The sequence below is a fragment of the Caballeronia sp. LZ034LL genome (assembly GCF_031451215.1).
In the GTDB taxonomy this organism is placed as follows: domain Bacteria; phylum Pseudomonadota; class Gammaproteobacteria; order Burkholderiales; family Burkholderiaceae; genus Caballeronia.
The window spans coordinates 2,153,929-2,170,555 of record NZ_JARUXR010000001.1 but is presented as its reverse complement, the minus strand read 5'-3'; the positions used below and the strand labels follow the sequence as shown (position 1 = coordinate 2,170,555).

Annotated in this window: 16 protein-coding genes and 1 pseudogene; 7 read left to right on the top strand and 10 right to left on the bottom strand. The window is 65.5% G+C overall.

All coding sequences use genetic code 11. The features are described from left to right. Positions 1-47: 47 nt before the first annotated feature. Positions 48-986 (top strand): CobD/CbiB family protein, encoded by a 939-nt coding sequence (locus QCE83_RS10010; protein ID WP_309809254.1) that lies wholly within the window; start codon positions 48-50, stop codon positions 984-986. A gap of 7 nt (positions 987-993) precedes the next feature. Here QCE83_RS10010 and QCE83_RS10005 read toward each other — a convergent pair whose 3' ends face one another. The 3 genes from QCE83_RS10005 to QCE83_RS09995 are packed head-to-tail and all read right to left on the bottom strand — an operon-like array spanning position 994 to position 3,505. After that, the gene (locus QCE83_RS10005; RefSeq protein WP_309809252.1) at positions 994-1,317 is read right to left on the bottom strand and encodes a DUF2007 domain-containing protein; all 324 of its coding nucleotides are present in this window, start codon (positions 1,315-1,317) and stop codon (positions 994-996) included. Further along, positions 1,314-2,240 carry a ribosome small subunit-dependent GTPase A gene (gene rsgA / locus QCE83_RS10000; RefSeq protein WP_309809249.1) on the bottom strand — a complete coding sequence of 309 codons (927 nt, stop codon included), beginning with the start codon at positions 2,238-2,240 and terminating at the stop codon, positions 1,314-1,316. The genes QCE83_RS10005 and rsgA overlap by 4 nt, the downstream gene beginning before the upstream one ends. Next, a complete protein-coding gene (locus QCE83_RS09995; protein WP_309809247.1) occupies positions 2,237-3,505 on the bottom strand; it encodes a M48 family metallopeptidase in 1,269 nt (422 codons plus the stop codon). Before QCE83_RS09995 ends, rsgA begins: the two co-directional genes overlap by 4 nt. Positions 3,506-3,624: 119 nt before the next feature. Between QCE83_RS09995 and orn the strand changes: the two genes are divergently transcribed. Further along, complete coding sequence (orn, locus tag QCE83_RS09990; protein WP_309809245.1) at positions 3,625-4,260, top strand: oligoribonuclease; 636 nt, start codon at positions 3,625-3,627, stop codon at positions 4,258-4,260. Here orn and mog read toward each other — a convergent pair whose 3' ends face one another. Both mog and yjgA read right to left on the bottom strand, forming a co-directional pair. Continuing rightward, entirely contained in the window at positions 4,261-4,920 is a 660-nt protein-coding gene (gene mog / locus QCE83_RS09985; RefSeq protein ID WP_309809242.1) for a molybdopterin adenylyltransferase, read from the bottom strand. Next, positions 4,865-5,482 (bottom strand): ribosome biogenesis factor YjgA, encoded by a 618-nt coding sequence (yjgA, locus tag QCE83_RS09980; protein WP_309809240.1) that lies wholly within the window; start codon positions 5,480-5,482, stop codon positions 4,865-4,867. The genes mog and yjgA overlap by 56 nt, the downstream gene beginning before the upstream one ends. 212 nt (positions 5,483-5,694) lie before the next feature. Here yjgA and pmbA point away from each other — a divergent pair, with 212 nt between their 5' ends. Further along, the gene (gene pmbA, locus QCE83_RS09975) at positions 5,695-7,065 is read left to right on the top strand and encodes a metalloprotease PmbA (protein ID WP_309809238.1); all 1,371 of its coding nucleotides are present in this window, start codon (positions 5,695-5,697) and stop codon (positions 7,063-7,065) included. A gap of 78 nt (positions 7,066-7,143) precedes the next feature. Here pmbA and QCE83_RS09970 read toward each other — a convergent pair whose 3' ends face one another. Both QCE83_RS09970 and QCE83_RS09965 read right to left on the bottom strand, forming a co-directional pair. Next, positions 7,144-7,641, bottom strand: coding sequence for a dihydrofolate reductase (locus QCE83_RS09970; RefSeq protein ID WP_309809235.1), 498 nt, complete (start codon positions 7,639-7,641; stop codon positions 7,144-7,146). Between the two features lie 90 nt (positions 7,642-7,731). Continuing rightward, complete coding sequence (locus QCE83_RS09965; protein ID WP_309809233.1) at positions 7,732-7,965, bottom strand: hypothetical protein; 234 nt, start codon at positions 7,963-7,965, stop codon at positions 7,732-7,734. Between the two features lie 642 nt (positions 7,966-8,607). On the opposite strand from QCE83_RS09965, the gene QCE83_RS09960 reads away from it, so the two are divergent. After that, positions 8,608-9,987 carry a sigma-54 dependent transcriptional regulator gene (locus tag QCE83_RS09960; RefSeq protein ID WP_309809230.1) on the top strand — a complete coding sequence of 460 codons (1,380 nt, stop codon included), beginning with the start codon at positions 8,608-8,610 and terminating at the stop codon, positions 9,985-9,987. A 160-nt stretch (positions 9,988-10,147) separates the two neighbouring features. After that, a complete protein-coding gene (locus QCE83_RS09955) occupies positions 10,148-11,119 on the top strand; it encodes a thymidylate synthase (RefSeq protein ID WP_309809228.1) in 972 nt (323 codons plus the stop codon). Between the two features lie 62 nt (positions 11,120-11,181). Here the strand turns inward: QCE83_RS09955 and QCE83_RS09950 are convergent, their stop codons facing one another. Both QCE83_RS09950 and QCE83_RS09945 read right to left on the bottom strand, forming a co-directional pair. Continuing rightward, entirely contained in the window at positions 11,182-13,440 is a 2,259-nt protein-coding gene (locus QCE83_RS09950) for a DUF6600 domain-containing protein (RefSeq protein ID WP_309809226.1), read from the bottom strand. Between the two features lie 133 nt (positions 13,441-13,573). Next, a pseudogene (locus QCE83_RS09945) lies at positions 13,574-14,321 on the bottom strand (ArsR/SmtB family transcription factor). Between the two features lie 141 nt (positions 14,322-14,462). On the opposite strand from QCE83_RS09945, the gene QCE83_RS09940 reads away from it, so the two are divergent. Both QCE83_RS09940 and QCE83_RS09935 read left to right on the top strand, forming a co-directional pair. Beyond that, the gene (locus QCE83_RS09940) at positions 14,463-14,606 is read left to right on the top strand and encodes a hypothetical protein (RefSeq protein ID WP_309809224.1); all 144 of its coding nucleotides are present in this window, start codon (positions 14,463-14,465) and stop codon (positions 14,604-14,606) included. A 52-nt stretch (positions 14,607-14,658) separates the two neighbouring features. Further along, positions 14,659-15,180, top strand: a complete 522-nt coding sequence (locus QCE83_RS09935; protein ID WP_309809223.1) for an acyl-CoA thioesterase — start codon at positions 14,659-14,661, stop codon at positions 15,178-15,180. Positions 15,181-15,208: 28 nt separating this feature from the next. On the opposite strand, the gene fumC is transcribed toward QCE83_RS09935, so the two are convergent. After that, positions 15,209-16,615, bottom strand: coding sequence for a class II fumarate hydratase (gene fumC / locus QCE83_RS09930; RefSeq protein ID WP_309809221.1), 1,407 nt, complete (start codon positions 16,613-16,615; stop codon positions 15,209-15,211). Between the last annotated feature and the right edge of the window lie 12 nt (positions 16,616-16,627).

Here is a 16,627-nt window from a genome sequence, read left to right as displayed (position 1 = left end):
CTATCGTTACGCGAAACTCGAACTAACCGACTGTTTCGGCGCTTGGCATGACTTTTTTCTCTGTATTGCTGGCTCTCATCCTCGAGCAGGTCCGCGCGCTCAAGCCGCACAATCCGGTCGCGGCGTTGCTCCAATACCATGCGGAATCCACCGCGCATGGTTTCGATGCCGGCAAGCAGAAGCACGGCATCGTCGCGTGGCTGGTGGTCGTGCTGCCGTGGACGCTCGTCGTCGGACTGGTCTACTACGTCCTGTACCGCATCAACTTCGTGCTCGCGTTCCTGTGGAACGTGGTCATCGTCTACTTCACGCTGGGCTTCCGCCAGTTCAGCCACTATTTCACCGACATCCATCTCGCGCTCAACAACGACGACGTGCCGCGCGCGCGCGAAGTGCTGACCGAGTGGACCGGCATCGATACGGTCGACATGCCCGTCAGCGAAATCGTGCGTCATACCTTGGTGCATGCGGTGGTCGCGTCGCATCGGCACGTGTTCGGCGTGTTCTTCTGGTTCCTGATTCCGATCGGCCCCGCAGGCGCCGTGCTGTATCGCATTGCCGAATATCTGGCGCGCGCATGGTCGAAGCCGGATCCCGAGCGCACCGTCGAGTTCTCCTCGTTCGCACAGCGCGCGTTCTTCGTGATTGACTGGGTGCCGGCGCGGCTGACGTCGCTGGGTTTCGCGATCGTCGGCAACTTCGAGGACGCCATCTACGCGTGGCGCAATCACGCCCGCCAATGGCCGGACGCGAACGAAGGCATCCTGCTCGCGGCCGGCAGCGGCGCGCTCGGCGCGCGGCTCGCGGGACCGCTCGCCGAACCGCTTTCGGTCGAGGCGCTGGCGGTGGGCGAGGCCGGTCCGCTGCCCGTCGGCGACGACTGCACGCCGCGCACGCTGCAATCGGCGGTCGGACTCGTATGGCGCGCCGTGATCCTGTGGATGCTGCTGCTGCTCATGCTGACCATCGCCGTCTGGCTGGCCTAGTCAGTCTTCAATCGTCGAGCGGATCGCGCGGCGTCTGGCACTGCCAGCACACCGTGAATTGCGGCTCCAGCCATTCGCCGCATTGCTTGCATCTCCAGGGCCGGGCGTTCGCGTCCGGCCCTTTTCGTGCGCGCTCCAGCAGGCGCAACGCCAGTGCTTCGTCGCGGTCGTCGATGATCCAGATTTCCGGCGCGCACTGATCCGCCGGGATCTCGCCCATCGCGCCATTCAGATAGCGGTTGTGCAATTCGCACGGCACGCCCGCGGTCGCCAGCACGTTGACCCAGTGCTGCGCCGTGATGAGATTCGGGGCGCGCGTGAGACGCTTCATCGAACGATCTGACTCGCTTCGTGCACCAGTTGCGCGTAGAGCGCGTGTCGTTCAGGCCGGACCTTGCCGGCTTCCACTGCTTCGAGCACCGCACAGCCCGGCTCATGCAGATGATGGCAGTTGTAGAAGCGGCACTCGCCGAGATACGGCCGGAAGTCCGCGAAGGCGCGTTCGAGCTGGCCTTCGCTCAGATGATGCAGGCCGAATTCCTGGAAGCCGGGCGAGTCGATCAGTGCGCCGCCGCCGGGCAGGCTATAGAGCCGCGTGAAGGTGGTCGTGTGGCGGCCGCTGTTGAGCGCGGAGGAGATTTCGCGCGTGGCGGCGTCGGCATCGGGTACGAGCAGGTTGACCAGCGTGGATTTGCCCATGCCGGACTGGCCGAGCAGGATGGTCGCGCGATCCTTGAGGCGCTCGTCGAGCAACGGATGCACGTTGCCGGGCGTGTGCTTCGCAGACAATTCGACCACCGCGTAGCCCAGTTCGCGATACGGCGCGAGCCGTTCGCGCGCCAGCGGCAGCGCGGCTTCCACATCGATCTTGTTGAGCACGATCAGCGCGTCCAGTCCATGCGCCTCCGCCGCGATCAGCGCGCGGCCGAGCAGGTCTTCGCTGAAGTGCGGTTCGGTGGCGAGCACGATCATGAGCTGATCGAGGTTCGCTGCGAACAGCTTCGACTTGAACTGATCCGAGCGATACAGCAGATTGCGCCGCTCACCGATCTCGACGATCACGCCCTGATCCGCCGACGACTGCTCGCAGATCACGTGATCGCCGACGGCCACTTCGCTTTTCTTGCCGCGCGGAAAGCATTGCAGCAGGGGACCGCCGTGATCGGGCGTCACCAGATAGTGACGGCCGTGCGCCGCGATCACCGTGCCTTCGAAGCGCGCGCCTGCGTCCGGGCGCCCGGAGCCGCGCGTCATGCGGCGTGCTGCATCAGACGGTCGATGCGTTGCGATGCGGGCGGATGGGAGTAGTAGAACGCGGTGTAGAGCGGATCGGGCGTGAGCGTCGACGCGTTGTCCTCGTAGAGCTTGACGAGCGCATTCACGAGGTCTTTCGGGTCGGTCTGGCTGGCGGCGAAGGCATCGGCTTCGAACTCGTTCTTGCGCGAGGTCAGGCTGCCGAGCGGCGTGATGAAGAACATGAACACCGGCAGCACGAGCATGAACAGCACGAGCGCGAGGCCGTTGTTGCTGCCGACGAGCGACGGCCGTACGCCGAGCCCTTCATAGAACCAGACGGTCTGCACGAGCCAGCCGAGCAGCGCGAGCATGGCGAGGCTGATGCCGAACATCACGATCATCAGCTTCAGCACGTGACGGCGCTTGAAGTGGCCGAGTTCGTGCGCGAGCACGGCCTCGATCTCGCTGCCGGACAGACGCGCGAGCAGGGTATCGAAGAAGACGATGCGCTTGGCCGCGCCGAAGCCCGTGAAATAGGCGTTGCCGTGCGCCGAACGGCGGCTGCCGTCCATCACGAACAGGCCCTTGGCGGCGAAACCGGTGCGCGACATCAGGTTCGTGATGCGTGCGACGAGCGCTTCGTCCTTGAGCGGTTCGAACTTGTTGAAGAGCGGGGCGATGAAGCTCGGATAGATGATCATCGCGAGCAACTGGAAGGCGACCCAGACCATCCAGGTCCAGAGCCACCAGTAGGCGCCGGCGCGGTCCATCAGCCAGAGCGTGAGCAGCAGCAGCGGCGCGCCGATCACGACGGCGAGCACCGTGCCCTTCACGAGATCGATGAAGAACAGCTTCTTCGACATGCGGTTGAAGCCGAACTTCTCCTCGACCACGAAGTGACGGATGTAGTCGAAGGGCAGGTCGATGAGACTCGTGATCGCAATCACCGACGCCACCAGCGCAATCTGCCCGAGATAGCCGCGGCCGAGCCAGCCGGAGATGGCGAGATCGAGCGCCTGCACGCCGCCGAGAAGCGTCAGCGCGACCAGCACGACTGCGCTCGTGACGACTTCGATCATCGTGAGGCGGGTGCGTTCGACCGTGTAATCGGCCGCGCGCTGGTGCGCCGCGAGCGGGATGGTTCCCGAGAATTGCGCCGGCACGCTCTCGCGATGCCCGGCGACGTAGCGGATCTGGCGCGACGCCAGCCAGAGCTTGGTCGCGACCATGCCGACCAGGGCGACGACGAAGAGCGTCGAGAAAGCGAGAGTGAGGTTGGCCATCCGGGAATTCCGATTGAACTATGCGAGAATTATAGGTTCTTGGCTGCGCCGGCGTTGTCACATCCTGCAAGGATTCCAGTGCCGTTCCGTCGTGGCTTTCTCTCCTTCAGGCCGCTTTCATGACCGAACTCTCCGCCGCTCCAGACTCCGCGCAGCCCGCCGATGACAACACGCTCGTGCGCAGCGACATGAATCTCGTGTGGCTGGACATGGAGATGACCGGCCTCGATCCCGACAACGACAAGATTATCGAGATCGCGGTGGTCGTGACGAATTCGACGCTCGACAAGCTGGTGGAAGGGCCGGTGCTGGCCATCCATCAGTCCGACGAAACGCTGGGCCGCATGGACGAGTGGAACCGCAACACGCATGGCCGCTCGGGGCTGATCGAGCGCGTCAAGGCGTCGACGGTCGATGAAGCCGAAGCCACGCGGCAGATTCGTGAGTTCCTCGGCCAGTACGTGCCGCCGGGCAAGTCGCCGATGTGCGGCAATTCCATCTGCCAGGACCGCCGCTTCATGGCGCGCTGGATGCCCGAGCTGGAGACATTCTTTCACTACCGCAACCTGGACGTCAGCACGCTCAAGGAGCTGTGCCGCCGCTGGCAGCCGGCCATCTACAAGGGCTTCCAGAAGCGCGCGATGCATACGGCGCTCGCCGACATCCACGAATCCATCGACGAACTCAAGTACTACCGCCAGCACTTCCTGATTCCGGCGGCGTCGGCATCCGCGTCCGCGGCTGGCACGCCGTAATTACGCCTGCGGCGCGCGCCGCGCGCTTTTCGGACGGAACGCGGCCACCACGTCGGGCCGCGTCTCGATGTACGGGCCGCCAATCAGATCGATGCAATACGGCACCGCCGCGAAAATGCCCGGCACCTTCTGCGTGCCGTCGGCGTCCTTCAAGCCTTCGAGCGTCTCGCGGATCGACTTCGGCTGGCCCGGCAGGTTGATGATCAGCGCGGCGTGATCCGCCGTCTCGCGGATCACCGCGACCTGGCGCGACAGTATCGCCGTGGGCACGAAATTCAGACTGATCTGACGCATCTGTTCGCCGAAGCCGGGCATCGGCTTCGTGGCGACGGCGAGCGTGGCTTCCGGCGTGACGTCGCGCCGCGACGGGCCGGTGCCGCCGGTGGTCAGAACGAGATCGCAGCCGAGCGTATCGACGAGTTCGACGAGCGTCGCCGAGATGGTCGCGGCGTCGTCGTGGATCAGGCGGGTTTCAGCGCGAAAGGGCGTGGCGAGCGCTTCGCCAAGCCAGGCTTCGAGCGACGGCAGGCCCTTGTCCTCATAGACGCCCTGCGACGCGCGATCGCTGATCGACACCAGGCCGACGATCAGCTCGTCCGGATGATTACGCTTCGGTGTCGTCGTCACGGTCGTCCTCTTGGCTTTCGCTGTCGTCGTCATCGTCGGCCACGCCCGCCGCGGTCTTGATCCACTGGAACAGCTCGCGGTAATAGCGCGGCGGCTTCTGCTGCTCGCGCTCCTTGCGTGCATTGCGGATCAGCGTGCGGCCTTCCTGCGGATCGACGCCCGGATGATTGCGGATGAATTCGGTCAGGGCGGCATCGTCGGCGAGCAGCTGCTCGCGCGTGCGCTCGATCCAGTGCAGGCGCGCCGTTTCGCTCTTGTTCACGCCACGGAACGTGTCCAGCGCCGTGCGCAGCGCCGCGGTTTCGTCGTCGTGCAGCGAGCGCATCAGCTTGCCGACATACTGCAACTGACGGCGCTTGCCTTCGTGATCGGTGATGCGGCGCGCCTCGCGCACGGCGTCGCCGAGCGCCTCGGGCATCGGCATGCGTTTCAGCGCGTCTTTCGGCAATGCAATGAGCGCCGCGCCCAGCTCCTGCAGCGCGTGCATGTCGCGCTTCAGCTGGGATTTGCTCGGACGGTCGTAGCCGTTTTCGTCGGCGTCGGACGCGTCGTCGCGGCCGGCATCGATCGGTTGAATGCGGGTTTTACGGTTCATCCCGACATTGTAGCTTGCAGCCGTGCGGCGCCAGGCGCTCCCGCACCCTACAGCCGCGATACCTGCGGGTGAATGCGCGCGCTCCTTGCTATGATCGCGGGATACGCCAGTCCCGCTGTCCGACGTCCGCTGCAACGCGCGTCGAACCGGGAAATCCGAAGCAACCACGACATGCGCGGGCGCGCGGCGCCCGACTTCCAAAGGCAACCAACATGGCAGCAGACATGGACGTCAAGCAACGCTATTTCCCGCATACGCAGGACGAACTGAAGGAGATCGCCTCCGACATCCTGCGCTACGCGAAAGAGCTCGGCGCAAGCGATGCCGCCACTGAAATCTCCGAAGGCGACGGCCTGTCGGTGAGCGTGCGGCGCGGCGAGGTCGAAACCATCGAACACAACCGTGACAAGATGGTCGGCGTGACGGTGTTCATCGGCAAGAAGCGCGGCAACGCGAGCACCGCCGACTTCACCCGCGACGCGCTGCGCGACACGGTCGCCGCCGCGTACAACATCGCGCGCTTCACGGCCGAGGACAGCGCGGCCGGCCTGGCCGAAGAGGAACTGCTCGAGCAGTCGCCGCAGGATCTCGATCTCTATCACCCGTGGGACGTCGACGCCGAAGAAGCCGCCGACATCGCCCGCCGCGCTGAGACCGCGGCCTTCGCCGTCGACAAGCGCGTGACCAATTCGGAAGGCGCGAGCGTCTCCGCGCAGCACTCGCAGTTCGTGCTCGCCACCTCGCGCGGCTTCATGGCGGGCTATCCGTACTCGCGGCACTACATTGCATGCGCGCCGATCGCCGCAGCGGGCCGCGACATGCAGCGCGACGACTGGTACACGTCGAAGCGCGACGCAGCCAGCCTCGCCGCGCCGGAAGCGGTGGGACGCTACGCGGCGGAACGCGCGCTCGCGCGTCTGGGCGCGAAGAGTCTCGACACGCGCAAATGCCGCGTGCTGTTCGAGGCGCCGCTCGCGGCCGGCATTCTCGGCGCGTTCGTGCAGGCGGTGAGCGGCGGCGCGCTGTATCGCAAGACCACGTTCCTGGTCGACAGTCTCGGCAAGCCGGTGTTCGCGCCGCATATCCAGATCGTCGAGGATCCGCACGTGAAGGGCGGCATGGGCAGCGCGCCGTTCGACGAGGAAGGCGTGCGCACGCAGCGCCGCAACGTCGTCGACGACGGCGTCGTGCAGGGCTATTTCCTGTCGACGTATTCGGCCCGCAAGCTCGGCATGCGGACCACCGGCAACGCCGGCGGCTCGCACAACCTGAGCATGCGCAGCTCGCACACGAAGCCCGAAGACGACTTCGAAGCGATGCTCAAGAAACTCGACACGGGCTTGCTGCTGACCGAACTGATGGGGCAGGGCGTGAACTATGTGACCGGTGATTATTCGCGCGGTGCGTCGGGCTTCTGGGTCGAGAACGGCAAGATCGTGCATGCCGTCGAGGAAATCACCGTGGCGAGCACGCTGCAGGAGATGTTCCGCCACATCGAGGCCATCGGTGCGGACACCGTGGTGCGCGGCACGAAGGAAATCGGTTCGGTGCTGATCGAGCGGATGACGGTGGCCGGTCAGTAAGCTCTCCGGCTTCGGCGCGGTAAAGACAAAGCCCCGGTCACGCCGGGGCTTTTGTCATTGCGTCATCTTGTCACTTCGTCATTCCGACGGCGCGATGCGCTCGTAGGTCACGAATGCAAACGCGAAGTCATTCGGCGCCGCCGCGCGATGCGGCTCGCGCGACACTTCGCGCCACAACTCAGGATCCGGCGCGGGAAAGCGGGTGTCGCCGTCGAAATCGGCGTCGATCTCGGTGACGATCAGCTTGTCCGCCCGCGCGACGGCGTCCTGATACAGCTGCGCGCCGCCGATCAGAAAGGCTTCCTCTGCCGGTTCGAGCGCGAGCGCGGCTTCCAGGTTCGTCACGACGTCGCAGCCGGCGTAGCGCCGCGTGGCATCGCGCGATACCACGATGTTGCGCCGTCCGGGCAACGGCCGGCCGATCGATTCATGCGTCTTGCGGCCCATGATGATGGGCGCACCCATCGTCGTGCGCTTGAAGAAAGCGAGGTCCTCGGGCAGGCGCCAGGGCAGTTGGTTGTCGCGGCCGATCACGCCGTTGCGTGCGCGGGCGACGATCAGGGTCAGCGTCGTCATGGGAAGGTCGGAGTCGAGGCAAACGGCGCGCTTAATCGGCGCCGCCGGGGCTTCGATTCTAACCGACGGATCCCGTGCGGGTTCCGGGCCTCATGACGACGGCGGATCATCGTCGAACGCCACGGGCGCGAGCGGTGCCGAAGGCGCATCCGGCGCCGGAGGGGCTTCGTCCCACAGCGTCACGCTGATGCCGGCGCCGCCCGGGCGAGTGGCAACGGGCAGCAAAGAGGGATCGTCGTCCCCGAACGGGTCACTTGAATGCGTATCGCGGGAATCGGCGCGCTGGAATGAACTATCGAGTGCCATCTTGACGACATAACCCAAGGTAACTATTCCCGGACTGAGAAAACATCTGGAAATAAAGTAATCATCGCGTCGGTGAAGGCGATTATGCGAACGATGATAGTCGTATGAGTTTTGTACGCACGTTCGGCAAATATGTAGTTTTTACGCTCCGACAATGCACGACTTTAGCGAGATGCGTGCCATCCAGGCGGATCCGTTGAGGGGTAAAGCGGGTCGGAAATATTGCGAAAAACGCCGCCTGAATAACAGGCGAAAACGTTTCAATGGTGAAACGTCACGTCAGAAAAACCTGAAGTCCGTGCGATTCCGGTATAAGATTTTGTCGTATCAAATTGTGCGCAAAGCTTTTAATAAATATGTGAGAAATTCTTGCCAAGCCCGTCCTGTCAGGGTTTTGTGGCGGTTTCGTTCGCCTCGGGCGATATTTGTTTTCGGGGTTTCTGGGTTATAGTAGTCTCTCAAAAACGGCACAGAATCAGACATAAAGGGTTTCGTGGAAGGGTGCAAGGGGTTTCGCGCCATGTCCCGGGGGCGACGTATCGAACTGCAAGTCCTGCTGTAAATGCACTGGCAAACATGCGAGGACAACGAAGTCTGCGATCTAGCGCGAGCCTTGACTACGCGACCTTTTCAACGAACGTTGAACTAAGGATCTGAATAATGGACGTCGCTCGGCGGCAACTCATATACGTGACTCGCGATCCAAGCGAGACGCTGTGCGCGCGTTTCGAGGAGCGTGGCTGGCACATCGAAATCGTCGCGAGCGCGCGCGACACGCGCAAGGCCTTGCGCAATGACGTGGCAACAGGCGGTCTGCTCGATCTGTCGAGCCATTTTGAATCGCATGAACTGGCAGCGTTCGAATCGTCGCTGACCATGACCAACGTGGGCTGGGTCGCGGCAACCGTCGCGGGCCAGCTGGAAGACTCCGCCGTACGGCGCCTGATTCGCGATTATTGTTTCGATTACGTCACGCTGCCGACGTCGAACGACCGTGTCGTCGATTCCGTCGGGCATGCGTACGGCATGGTGGCGCTGCATGATGCGGCGTCGAACGACGCGCGCAGCGAAGGCCGCGCGGAAGGCGAGATGGTCGGTTCGTGCGACGCGATGCTTGCGCTGTTCCGCTCCATCCGCAAGGTCGCGATGACCGACGCGCCCGTCTTCATCTCCGGCGAATCGGGCACCGGAAAGGAACTCACGGCGGTGGCCATCCACGAACGTTCCGCGCGCCGCGACCAGCCTTTCGTCGCGATCAATTGCGGCGCGATTCCCGCGCATCTGCTGCAATCGGAGCTGTTCGGCTACGAACGCGGCGCGTTTACCGGTGCCAATCAGCGCAAGATCGGCCGGGTGGAAGCAGCCAACGGCGGCACGCTGTTCCTCGACGAAATCGGCGACCTGCCGCTCGAAAGCCAGGCCAGCCTGTTGCGCTTCCTGCAGGAACGCAAGGTCGAACGCCTGGGCGGCCACGGCTCGACGCCGGTAGACGTGCGCATCATCTCGGCGACGCACGTCGACATGCAGACGGCGATGATCGAAGGACGTTTCCGCGCCGACCTGTATCACCGGCTGTGCGTGCTGCAGATCGACGAGCCGCCGCTCCGGGCGCGCGGCAAGGACATCGAACTGCTGGCGAAGCACATGCTCGACCGCTTCAAGAAGGACGCGAGCCGTCGTCTGCGCGGTTTCTCGCCGGACGCCATCGCCGCGATCCACAACTACGGCTGGCCGGGTAACGTGCGCGAGTTGATCAATCGCGTGCGGCGGGCCATCGTGATGTCGGAAGGGCGCCAGATCACCGCGCGCGATCTCGAACTCGGCGAATACGTGGAAGTCGCGCCGGTGTCGCTGGCGCAGGCGCGCGAGGCGGCGGAGCGCCAGGCGATCGAACTCGCGCTGCTGCGGCACCGTGGGCGGCTCGGCGATGCGGCGCATGAACTGGGCATTTCGCGCGTGACGCTGTATCGGCTGTTGAGCGCGCACGGCATGCGTCATATCGAAGTCGACGCGCCGCCGGAACACGCGACACGCGGCTGATTGCCGCCGCCGGATCCTTCCCGAAACGGGCGCCAGGGCGCCCGTTTTGCATTGCCGCGCCGGCCGCATGGCATCGCGAGCGTGGTGTCTGCGCGCTTGGTAGAATCGCTCTTTCCGCCTTCCGTTCGCGAGGGCGCGCGGCATTCCCAAGGAACATCGAATGAAACAGTATCTCGAGCTCGTCCAGACGATCCTCGATACCGGCACGTGGCAGGAAAACCGCACGGGCATTCGCACGATCAGCATCCCCGGCGCCATGCTGCGCTACGACCTGCAACAAGGCTTTCCCGCCGTCACCACCAAGAAGCTCGCGTTCAAGTCGGCGATCGGCGAGCTGGTCGGCTTCCTGCGCGCGTCGAAGAGCGCAGCGGATTTCCGCGCGCTCGGCTGCAAGGTGTGGGATGCCAACGCCAACGACAATCCGCAGTGGCTCGAGAATCCCTATCGTCAGGGTCCGGACGATCTCGGCGATGTCTACGGCGTGCAGTGGCGCAAGTGGCCCGCCTACAAGCTGGTCGATGCGCGTTCCGGCGACCAGATCGCCGATGCCACCAACCGCGGCTATCAGCTCGTCACGAGCTTCAGCGAGAACGGCCGCGAGCAGGTGCTGCTGTACAAGGCGATCGATCAGCTGCGCCAGTGTCTCGACACGATCATCGAGCGTCCGACCGACCGACGCATCCTGTTTCACGCATGGAATCCCGCCAAGCTCGATGAAATCGCGCTGCCCGCGTGCCACCTGCTGTACCAGTTCATTCCCAACGCGACCACGCGCGAGATTTCGCTGTGCCTGTATATCCGCAGCAATGATGTCGGCCTCGGCACGCCGTTCAACCTGACCGAGGGCGCGGCGCTGCTGCATCTGGTTGGCCGGCTGACGGGTTACACGCCGCGCTGGTTCAGCTATTTCATCGGCGATGCGCACATCTATGAAAACCAGCTCGACATGCTGCAGGAGCAATTGAAGCGCGAGCCGTATCCGTCGCCGCAACTGATCATCTCGGACCGTGTGCCGGACTACGCGGTCACGAAGCGCTATGAGCCCGAATGGCTGGAGAAGATCGAGCCGACGGACTTCGCGCTCGAAGGCTATCGGCACCACGAGCCGCTCACCGCGCCGATGGCCGTGTAAGCGGCTGTCCTGAACGGTCTGGTGTTCGAAAAACGCGCGGCTTTGGCCGCGCGTTTTTCATTTCAGCCCCGATGATGATCGTTGCCGCCGCCGTGTTGAGGTTGCTGGGCTTGTTGCGGTTGCCGTTGCGGCTGCGGATGGGGCTGCGGATGGGGCTGCTGTTGCGGTTGCGGCGGGTCGCGATGGGTTTGCTGCATCTGCGGCGGTGCTTGATGCACCTCCTGACGCATCGGCTGACGCTGAGGCGCGGGATGATACTCCGGCGGCCGTTGGGCTTGCTGCTGCGGCATCGGCGGCGGCGCGTGCGGCTGCTCGACGTGAGCCGGGCGATAAGGCTGTGGCTGTGGCTGTGGCGCGTGCTGGGCGAAGCCTGCTTGCGGCGGCTGCGGCTGCGGCTGAGTCGGCGCGTGCCGAGCAAAGCCCGCTTGCGGTTGCATCGGCGTTTGAGGCGCGCCGCGATAGACCTGCGGCGCATGCGGCGCAGACGCTTGTGCCTGGGCTTGCTGTGGCGCCGGCGCGTGAGGCGCGGTCTTGAACGGGTGTCCTGGTGCGGCATCGCCGTGTGATCCGTGCGGAGCGGCGCCGAACTGTGCTTGTTGCGGCGGGTGCGGCACGCCATTGCCATGCGGCTGCGCCAGTTGTCCGACGCCCGGTGTAGCAGCGAATCCTGGCCGCTGTGGCGCGCCGGGCGGCGGCGAGTTCGGTGCATTCGGCACATTCGGCCCATGCGCCCCATTTGGCCCATGCGCCGCATTGAACGCAGCGCCATCGGCGATCACTTGCCGAGCCGGCCCATGTGTCGCGACGAGATGCACCGGTTCATTGCGCGGCACAACTGCCCGCGCATCGCCATGCTGCGGAAAACGGCCCTGAAACGCCGGCGGCGCAACTGGCGCGCGCGTCGCCACGACGGGACGCGTGTAACCACCCTGCGGCGGCCGATAGTCCGCACGCCGCGCCCCCGGCGCGAAGCTGTCGCGGGTCGGCACGATGCCCGGCGCACCCGCGAAGAAATGCGGATTGCGCAGGCGCGCCGGATCGATGGCATAGGGCTGGCGTCCGACCGGCTGGCCTCTCACGAACAGGTTGGCTGGCGCGGCAGTGAGTCCGCGCCGCTCGCGATAATTGATGTACGTGTTGTTGATGTGCACCGAGCGATCGACATACACATGCCGGTTCACCCGCTCGTAGTAGCGCGGGCTCCAGCCGTCGCGATGCGGATGCCACGGCTCGCCCGGCCCGAGCGGGAACCACGCGAGCCCCGCGGCCGCGACGCCGCCCACGGCAAGCGCGACGTTCCAGTCGACGCCGCCGTCGCCATCGCCGACGAAGCCGACCAGCGCCGGCGCGTAGGCCGGCGACGCGGCGACGGCGTCCGGACCCGGCACCCACGCCCACTGCGACCCGACAAATGCCCAGCGGCCATAGTGATAGGGCGCGAAGCCCCACGGTGCATCGTCGATCCAGGTCCAGCCCCACGGGTCCTGCCACGCCCAGTGTCCCTGCCGATACGGCGCCCAGTCGGCGGACACGGCATTCGGCACCCACACCGGCCCATACGACGGATCGGTGCGCCAGGTGCCGTTGGCATCGAGATCCTGATAGCCGGGCATGTCACGCGACACGTAGCGCGCCGAGATCGAGCGATCCTCGGCGGCATCGCGGCTCGCGGCCCATTGATCGAAGGCATCGGGCGCGGGGGCCGCGTTCGCCGCCGTCTGCGTGAGATTCGTGCCTTCGAACGTGCTCTGCTGGCCGCCGCCGAGCTGCACCGCGCCGCCGTCGCCATACACGGTCACGCCGCCGCTGCGCACCGTGACGGTGGTGGCGCGGCCATCGGGCGCGACGTCCACGCGCAGGTCGCCGGGCGTCGTCACGGTCAGCGCGATGTTGGGCGTGTCGATCTCATAGTTCGAGCCGGGCGGCACTTCGCGCACGCGCGTCGACAGCGTGCCCTGCGCGATCTTGAGCTGCGCGGTGTTGTCGTCGAGCGCGAGCACCGTCAACGCGGTGGACGATCCCAGGCGCACCGCCGTCGAGCCGACGTGCAGCTCCGAGCGTGCGTTCTCGTCGTTCCAGAGCTGATCGCCGGTCGTGAGCGGGCGATTGATTTGCGCGTAGGACCAGTCGGAGGCGCCGGCGGGTTCGGTCGTCACGGCGCCGGCCATGTAGTTGAGCCGCGCGATGCGTCCGGGCGGATCGCCGGAGTCGTTCTGCGGCGCGGCGGCCATTGATGGCGTCTGCGCGAACGCGCCCGTCCCCGCCTGCGACAACAGCGCGCACACGGCAAGCGTCGCGGTCGCAATGGTCCTGGTCTTCATTGTTGTCTCCGCCAGCCGCGCCGTGCGCCATGCGGGCGCCCTCCGTGCGCGCGGCCTGTCGGATCAATGTATCGCCGGGCCGTGTATCCGTACGATGCGGTTTGTAACGGCGCACAGGCGTGCGTAACAAAGCTTATCGGCGGGAGAGGAAGTCTTCGAAGTGACGCTGGCCGGACGGCGTCACGCGCAGCACGCGACGCTTCGCCGTCTGCTCGATCCAGCCGCGCGTCTCGCAGGCCGTCAGGAACGCCGCACCGAGCGCGCCGCCGAGATGCGGCCGCCGCTCGCTCCAGTCGATGCAGGTGCAGGCGAAGCGTCTCCTGCGCGCCCGCTGCGCCGTCAGGTCAATGCCGAGCGCCGCGAACGCCTCGGCTCCGTCAGGCGTCGCTTCGAGCGCGGTGGGGCCCGGCGCCTCGGTCGGGCCGGCCACGGCGGCAAGCCAGTGGCGCGCGAGCATGCCGTCGAACACCTGCACGGCCAGTTCGCCCGCCAGATGGTCGTAGCAGGTGCGCGCGTAACGCATCTCGAGCGGCACGGCGGACGGTGGCCGTTCGGGCGTACGCTGCGGCGCGCTGGCCCGCGCCAGATTGGCGAGCGCCTCGATGGCCGCGGCGATGTCGGGCGTCGCGATCCGATAGTAGCGATGCCGCCCGCTCACCTCGAGCGCCAGCAGCCCGCCTTCGGTGAGGCGCGAGATGGCCGCTCGCCGCCGAGGGCGACAGGCCCGCGATCATCGTCAGTTCGCCTGCGGGACGCGCGGTGCCGTCCATCAGCGACCAGAGCATCGCGGCGCGGCCGGGATCGGCGAGCAGCGCGCCGATGCGCGACAGACCAGGAAAATGGCGCGTGCGCGAGTCGGTGACATCGAGTGCGGTATTCATGGCGTGAATTCGAAACCGTTGACCGGATCGGTTCACTCTAGCGCGACTTCGCATCCGATGTTTCACCGCATCCCGAAATGTCGTTGCATGCGCGCGGCGCTAAAATGTCCGCTGGCATTTCGAAGCAGCAGGAGATTTCCCATGACCAGACTGATTCTCGCGAGCGTCCTAGGCTTCGCGATGCTTTGCGCGGGCTGTGCGGGCGGGCCGTCGTCATCGGCGGGCGGCGGCGGCAGCATCACCATGTACGGCACCGTCGACCAGGGCATCACCGTCCACGACTAGCCGCATTTTCGCTTCGTATAATCGGCGTCACACGCTTCCAACGATGACGCCCATGAATACGCCCGCCGTAACGCCCATCCTCGCGGCCCCGAAGAGCCGCGCCGAAACCACCTTCCGCTTTCTTGCCGAGCCGACTTCCGTGAATTTCGGCGGCAAGGTGCATGGCGGCGCGCTGATGAAATGGATCGACGAAACCGCCTATGCCTGCGCGGCCATGTGGTCGGGGCGTTACGCGGTGACGGTGAGCGTGGGCAATATCCGCTTCCGGCGGCCCATTCTGGTCGGCAATCTGGTGGAACTGCGGGCACGCGTGGTCGCGACGGGGCGCACCAGCATGCACATCCATATCTCCGTGCACGCGGGCGATCCGAAAGTCGGCGAGTTGCAGCAGACCACTGATTGCCTGATGGTGTTCGTCGCCGTCGACGAAAAAGGCAGCCCGACGCCGGTGCCTCCCTTCGTGCCGGAAACCGACGAAGAACAGCGCCTCGCCCGCTATGCGATGGACGTGAAGGACGCGCTGGATGCGATCGTCGAGCTGAAGCCGGAGGAAGTCGCGGCGGGCAAGGTCTGAACCCGCCGCATGGCCGGAACGACGCGCGTTATTGCTCGCCGACCATGTCGCCCGGCTTGACCCATTCGTCGAACTGCTGCTCGGTGACGAAGCCGAGCGCCAGCGCGGACGCCTTCAGCGTCGTGCCTTCCTTGTGCGCCTTCTTCGCGATCTTCGCGGCCTTGTCGTAGCCGATATGCGGATTCAGCGCCGTGACCAGCATCAGCGATTCGTTGAGCAGGCTGTCGATGCGCTTCTCGTTCGGCTCGATGCCCACCGCGCAGTTGTCGTTGAAGCTGTGCGCGCCGTCGGCGAGCAGGCGGATGGACTGCAGCACGTTGTGCGCGATCATCGGCCGGAACACGTTCAGCTCGAAGTTACCGCTCGCGCCGCCGAAATTCACCGCGACGTCATTGCCGAAGACCTGACAGCACAGCATGGTCACGGCTTCGGACTGCGTCGGGTTGACCTTGCCCGGCATGATCGAGCTGCCCGGCTCGTTCTCGGGAATCGACAGTTCGCCGAGGCCGCAGCGCGGACCGCTTGCGAGCCAGCGCACGTCGTTGGCGATCTTCATCAGGCTCGCCGCGACGGTCTTCAGCGCGCCATGCGCGGCGACGAGCGCATCGGCGGCGGCCATCACCTCGAACTTGTTCGGCGCGGTCTCGAAGGGCAGGCCGGTGAGCTTGCCGATCGCCGCCGCCACCTTGCCCGCGAACTGCGGATGCGCGTTCAGCCCCGTGCCGACCGCCGTGCCGCCCTGCGCCAGCTGGTACAGGTGCGGCAGCGTCGCCTCGACGTGGCGGATGCCCTGGTCGAGCTGCGCGACATAGCCTGAGAATTCCTGTCCGAGCGTGAGGGGCGTCGCGTCCTGCAGGTGCGTGCGGCCGATCTTCACGATCTTGGCGAACGCCTTCGACTTCTCGTCGAGCGTGTTGCGCAGCGTCTTGAGCGCCGGCACCAGATGCTTGACGATGCCGTAGGCGGCGGCGACGTGCATCGCGGTCGGGAAGACGTCGTTGGACGACTGGCCGCGGTTGACGTCGTCGTTCGGATGCACGAGACGCTCTTCGCCGCGCGCACCGCCGAGGATCTCGCTCGCGCGGTTCGCGATGACCTCGTTGAGGTTCATGTTGGTCTGCGTGCCCGAGCCGGTCTGCCACACGGCGAGCGGGAATTCGTCGGGATGCTTGCCGTCGATGATCTCCTGCGCGGCCTGCATGATCGCCTTCGCCTTCTTCGAGTCGAGCTGTTTCAGCTCGTCGTTCACCTCGGCGGCGGCGTGCTTGATGACGGCGAGCGCCGTGATCAGCTCGGGCGACTGCTTTTCCGTCGAAATCTTGAAGTTCTGCAACGAGCGCTGCGTCTGCGCGCCCCAGAGTTTGGCGTTCGGCACGGCGATCTCGCCGAACGTGTCCTTCTCCATCCGTACGTCGCCTTGCGCGTTCTGTGTCATGGCTCGAAAGTC